This is a genomic window from Streptomyces synnematoformans (assembly GCF_039531005.1).
Taxonomy (GTDB): domain Bacteria; phylum Actinomycetota; class Actinomycetes; order Streptomycetales; family Streptomycetaceae; genus Streptomyces; species Streptomyces synnematoformans.
On sequence record NZ_BAAAPF010000378.1, the window covers coordinates 1 to 6153 of the forward strand.

At 73.4% G+C, this 6153-nt stretch carries 1 protein-coding gene; it reads left to right on the forward strand.

The window, feature by feature from the left end; all coding sequences use genetic code 11:
* A partial coding sequence (locus tag ABD317_RS32390; protein ID WP_344294692.1) for an SDR family NAD(P)-dependent oxidoreductase occupies positions 1-6153 on the forward strand: 6153 nt, incomplete at both ends.

A 6153-nucleotide genomic window follows, 5' to 3' on the forward strand; every position in this document is an offset into this window, starting at 1 on the left:
CCGGCGTGCCGCTGCGGGAGGTGATGTTCGCCCAGCCCGACACCGAACACGCCGCACTGCTGGACACCACCCTGTACGCCCAGCCCGCACTGTTCGCCCACCACGTCGCCGGCTACCGCCTCCTGCAGCAAGCAGGCATCCAGCCCACCGCGCTCATCGGCCACTCCATCGGCGAACTCTCCGCCGCCCACCTGGCCGGCACCCTCCCGTTGACCGTAGCCACCGACATCGTCGCCACCCGCGCCACACTCCTGGACACCCTCCCCCACGGCACCGGCATGCTCGCCGCCAACACCGACCCCGACACCCTCACCCCCCACCTCAACCGCCACGGCGACGTGGCCATCGCCGCCTACAACTCCGAAACCTCCACCGCCCTCGCCGGACCGGCCGACACCCTCGAACAACTCGCCCGAGAACTAGCAGAGGCAAGCATCCGCACCAAGACCCTCAAAGTCGCCCACGCCTTCCACACCGCCCACACCGAACCCATCCTTGACACCTTCACCAACCACCTCACCCAGCTCTTCGCCCGCCACACCTTCGGCGACGGCGACATCCCCGTCATCTCCAACATCACCGGCCAGCCCGCCACCACCGACCAACACCACAACCCCCACTACTGGACCCAGCACATCCGCCAACCCGTCCACTTCCACCAAGGCATCACCCACCTCGCGGACAACGACGGCATCAGCCTTTTCACCGAGCTGACGCCGCACCCCACCCTCACCCCTCACCTCCCCTCCAACGTCCACACCACCCCCCACCTGCCCAACGAAACCCTCACCCACCTCGCCACCCTCACCACACTCCACAACCACCACCACCCCACCAACCTCTCCCCCCACCTCCCCGAGACCACGACCAAACTCCCCACCCTGCCCACCTACCCCTTCCAACACCGCCCCTACTGGCTCGACGCCCCCGCCGCGCTCACCAGCGCGACCGACCTCGGCCAGCTCGGTACCGCCCACGCCCTCCTCGGCGCCGCCGTCCAGCTCGCGGACACGGCCGGTACCGGCGGCGGCTCCGCCGGTACGACGGTCTTCACCGGCCGGGTCAGTCTGACCACGCACCCGTGGCTGGCGGACCACGCCGTCGCCGGCACCGTCCTGCTGCCCGGCACCGCCCTGGTGGACCTCGCCCTGCACACCGGCGACCACACCGGCGCCACCCACCTCCAGGAGCTGACCCTCCACGCTCCCCTCACGCTGGACGCGACCGGCATCCACGACGTGCAGGTCACCACCGCCCCCCAGCCCGGGGCCGGGGACGAGGACGAGGGCGCCGGCCGGTGGCAGGTGACGGTCCACTCGCGCCGCCACACCGCGGACGACGCCGAGCCGGAGCCGTGGACCTGCCACGCAACCGGCATCCTCACGACCGACGCCGACGCCGCCGAACCGGCCCCCGCGCTGACCCAGTGGCCGCCGCCCGGTGCGGAGCCCGTGGAGGTCGCCGACCTCTACCCCCGCCTGCTCGCGGCCGGCTACGAGTACGGGCCCGCCTTCCAGGGCGTCACCGCCGCCTGGCGCGGCGCCGACGGCACCCTCCACGCCGAGATCGCCCTCCCCGAGGACGCGGACGCGACCGGCCACACCCTCCACCCCGCGCTGCTCGACGCCGCCCTCCACCCCCTCGCGGCCGAGAACCTCGGCAAGGAGAACGCCGACGGCCAGCTCCGGTTGCCCTTCGCCTGGACCGGCGTCACCGTCCACGCCACCGGTGCCACGCATCTGCGCGCCACCCTCGTCCCCACCGGCGAGCACGGCCACGACCTGACCCTGCACACATGGGACCCCTCCGGCGCGCCCGTCGCCACCGTCACCGCGCTCAACTCCCGCCCGGTCGACGCCTCGGCGCTCACGGGCGCCGCCCACGCGGGCGCGGCAACGCGCAACAGCCTGTTCCACCTCACCTGGGACGCGGTCGCCGCCGAGCAGGGCGAGCAGTCCGCGCAGGCCGACCGGGTGGAACCGGGGCAGGTGGACCTCTACGTCGCTGCGCCCGCCGAGGACGACGGCCCCGCCGCCGCGCACGCCGCGGCGGAGGCGCTGCTGACCCACCTCCAGAACTGGCTGGCCGACAACGACCGGACCGACCGCCGTCTGGTCGTCCTCACCCACCGCTCCGTCGCCACCGGCCCGGCCGACGACGTCCACCTCCCGCACGCGCCGCTCTGGGGCCTGGTCCGTACCGCCCAGAACGAGAACCCGGACCGCATCCACCTCATCGACACGGACACCGACACCGGCACCGCGGTCGGCACCGGCACCGGCGGCGACCCCGCCGCCGTCCCCCACCTGCTCGACGCGCTGGCCACCGGTGAGCCGCAGCTCGCCGTCCGGCACGACCAGGTCCTCGTCCCCCGGCTGGCCCGCTCCACCGACGGCGGCGCCGACGCGCTGACGATTCCCGCCGGCGACGAGTCCTGGCGGCTGGACAAGACCGCCTCCGGCACGTTCGACAACCTGGCCTTCCTGCCCAACCCGCACCTGCCCGAGGAGCTGGCTCCGCATCAGGTGCGGGTCGCGGTACGGGCCATCGGGCTGAACTTCCGCGACGCGCTGATCACCCTGGGCATGTACCCGGGCGAGGCGCTGCTCGCCAGCGAGGGCGCCGGCGTCGTGACCGAGGTCGGTGCCGACGTCGCCAACGTCGCGGTCGGCGACCGCGTCATGGGCATGTTCCCGAACGGCGTGGGCGCGCAGACGGTCACCGACCACCGCATGGTGACCGCCATCCCCGAGGGGTGGTCCTTCACCGACGCGGCCGGCATCCCGGTGGCTTACCTCACCGCGTACTACGGGCTCAAGGACCTCGGCGGTCTGGAGGCCGGCGAGTCGCTGCTGCTGCACGCCGCAACCGGCGGTGTCGGCTCCGCCGCGCTGCAGCTCGCCCGCCACTGGGGCGCCGACGTGTACGCCACCGCCAGCCCGGGCAAGCACCATCTGCTGTACGCGCAGGGCCTGGACGAGCAGCACATCGCCTCCAGCCGGTCGCTCGACTTCGAAGAGCACTTCCGCGCCCACACCCCGCACCAGGGTGTCGACGTCGTCCTCAACGCCCTCGCCCACGAGTACACCGACGCGTCGCTGCGCCTTCTGCGCCCCGGCGGCCGGTTCCTGGAGATGGGCAAGACCGACGTCCGCGACCCGCGGACCGTCGAGGCCGACCACCGGGTCCGCTACCAGAACTTCGACCTCATCGAGGCCGGCCCGGACCGTATCCAGGAGATGCTGGTCCACCTGGCCGAGCTGTTCGCCGCGGGCCGGCTCGCGCTGCCGCGGACCACCTGCTTCGACGTACGCCACGCGCCGCACGCGCTCCGGCACCTCAGCCAGGCACGGCACACGGGCAAGCTGATCCTCACGCTCCCCCGGCCGCTCGACCCGGACGGCACCGTCCTGATCACCGGCGGCACCGGTGGCCTGGCGGGTCTGACGGCGCGTCACCTCGTCACGGAGCACGGGGTCCGCCGTCTCCTGCTGGCCTCCCGCAGCGGCCCCGACCATCCCAACGCCACCGCGCTCCGCGACGAACTCGCCGGCCTCGGCGCCGAGGTCGCCATCGCGGCCTGCGACGTCACCGACGCCGAGGCAGTACACGCCCTCGTCGGCTCCGTCGACGCACAGCACCCGTTGACCGCCGTCATCCACACGCCGGGCGTACTCAACGACACGGTCCTGACCCAGCTCACCCCGGAGACCCTGCACCCCGTCCTGGCCCCGAAGGTCGACGCCGCCTACCACCTCCACCAGGCCACCAAGCACCTCGACCTCGCCCACTTCGTCCTCTACTCCTCAGCCGCCGGCACCCTGGGCAACCCCGGCCAGGCCAACTACGCCGCCGCCAACACCTACCTCGACGCCCTCGCCCACCACCGCATCCGGCACGGCCTGCCCACCACGAGCCTCGCCTGGGGCTACTGGAAGCACACCACCGACCTCACGAGCCACCTCGGCGACAGCGAGGTCGCCCGCAGCGACGCGGCGCTCAGCACCGAGCACGGCCTCCAGCTCCTCGACGCCGCCCTCGCCACCCCGTCCCCGTACCACCTGTGCGTCCCGCTCAACCCGGCCACGCTCCGCGCCGGCGGCCGCGTCCCCGCCCTCCTGCGCGGCCTCGCGCCGCGGGTGCTCCGCCGGGCAGCGGTCGCCGCCGCGCCGAGCGAGGTCTCGGGGCTCGCGCAGCAGCTCGCCGGGCTGTCGGCCGCCGACCAGCAGCGACTGCTGCTCGACCTGGTGCGTACCCATGCCGCCGTCGTTCTGGGGCACAGCGACGCGGCCGCCGTGGACGCGCAGGCGCCGTTCAACGACCTCGGTTTCGACTCCCTCACGGCCGTCGAGCTGCGCAACCGGCTCGACTCGGCCACCGGGCTGCGGCTGCCTGCGACCCTGATCTTCGACTACCCGACCGCCCAGGTCCTCGCCGACCACATCGGGTCCGAGCTGCTGGAGTCGGCGCCGCGTTCGGCGACGCCGCAGCTCGTGGCCGCCGACACCGCCGACGACCCTGTCGTCATCGTGTCGATGGCGTGCCGCTTCCCCGGTGACGTCCGCTCCGCCGCCGAGCTGTGGAAGCTGGTCACCGAGGGCCGCGAGGGGCTGTCGGGCTTCCCGACGAACCGCGGCTGGGACCTCGACAACCTCTTCGACCCCGACCCGCAGGCGACGGGCAAGAGCTACACCAGCTACGGCACCTTCCTGCACGAGGCCGACGAGTTCGACGCCGACTTCTTCCGCATGAACCCGCGCGAGGCGCTGGCCACGGACCCGCAGCAGCGGCTGCTGCTGGAGACCTCGTGGGAGGCGTTCGAGCGGGCGGGCATCGACCCGACGACCCTCAGGGGCAGCAGCACCGCGGTCTACGCCGGCGTGATCTACGGCGACTACGCCTCGCGGCTGATGCAGAACGCCCCGGAAGGCTTCGAGGGCTACCTCGGCAACGGCAGCGCGGCGAGCGTCGCCTCGGGCCGGGTGGCGTACACCTTCGGTCTCGAAGGCCCGGCGGTGACGATCGACACCGCGTGCTCGTCGTCGCTGGTCGCCGTGCACCTCGCGGCGCAGGCGCTGCGCAACGGCGAGTGCGACCTCGCCCTCGCGGGCGGCGCCACCGTCATGTCGAGCCCGGGTGCGTTCATCGAATTCTCTCGGCAGCGTGTGCTGTCGGTGGACGGCCGGTGCAAGGCGTTCGCCGAGGCGGCGGACGGCACGGGCTGGGGCGAGGGCGTCGGCCTGGTGCTGCTGGAGCGGCTGTCGGACGCCCGGCGTAACGGGCACACGGTCCTGGCAGTGCTGAAGGGCTCCGCGATCAACCAGGACGGCGCCTCCAACGGCCTCACCGCGCCGAACGGGCCGTCCCAGCAGCGCGTCATCGAGCAGGCGCTCGCCAGCGCCGGGCTGGCGCCCGGTCAGGTGGACGCCGTCGAGGCGCACGGCACGGGCACGGCGTTGGGCGACCCGATCGAGGCGCAGGCGCTGCTGGCCACGTACGGGCGTGAGCACAGCCCCGAACGGCCGCTGTGGCTGGGGTCCATCAAGTCCAACGTCGGGCACACGCAGGCCGCGGCCGGTGTGGCGGGCGTCATCAAGATGGTCGAGGCCATGCGCCACGGCACGCTGCCCCCCACCCTCCACGTGAACGAGCCGTCCCAGCACGTCGACTGGAGTTCCGGCACGATCTCGCTGATCACGGAGTCCACGCCGTGGCCCGAGAGCGACGAGCCGCACCGGGCGGCGGTGTCCTCGTTCGGCATCAGTGGTACGAACGCGCACGTGGTGCTGGAAGCGGCGCCGGTCGAGGCCGCGGCGGCTGAGCCGGCCGCGGACGAGGAGGCCGTTGCCGCGCCGGTGCCGGTGCCGGTGGTGGTCTCGGCCCGCACAGCGGATGCGCTGGCGGAGGTTGCCGAGCGGCTGGCGGCGTATGTCGAGGAGCACCCGCAGGTCGGGGTGGGTGCGCTGGCGGCGCGGTTGTGGTCCGGGCGGGCGAAGATGGAACACCGCGCGGGCATCATCGCCGCCGACCGCGAGGAGCTGGTGGAGGCGCTGACCGCGCTGGCCACCGGAGCCGCCCACCCCGCCCTGGTCACCGGACCGGGGCCGGTGGCGGCGGGCAAGACCGCGTTCGTCTTCCCCGGCCAGGGCTCGC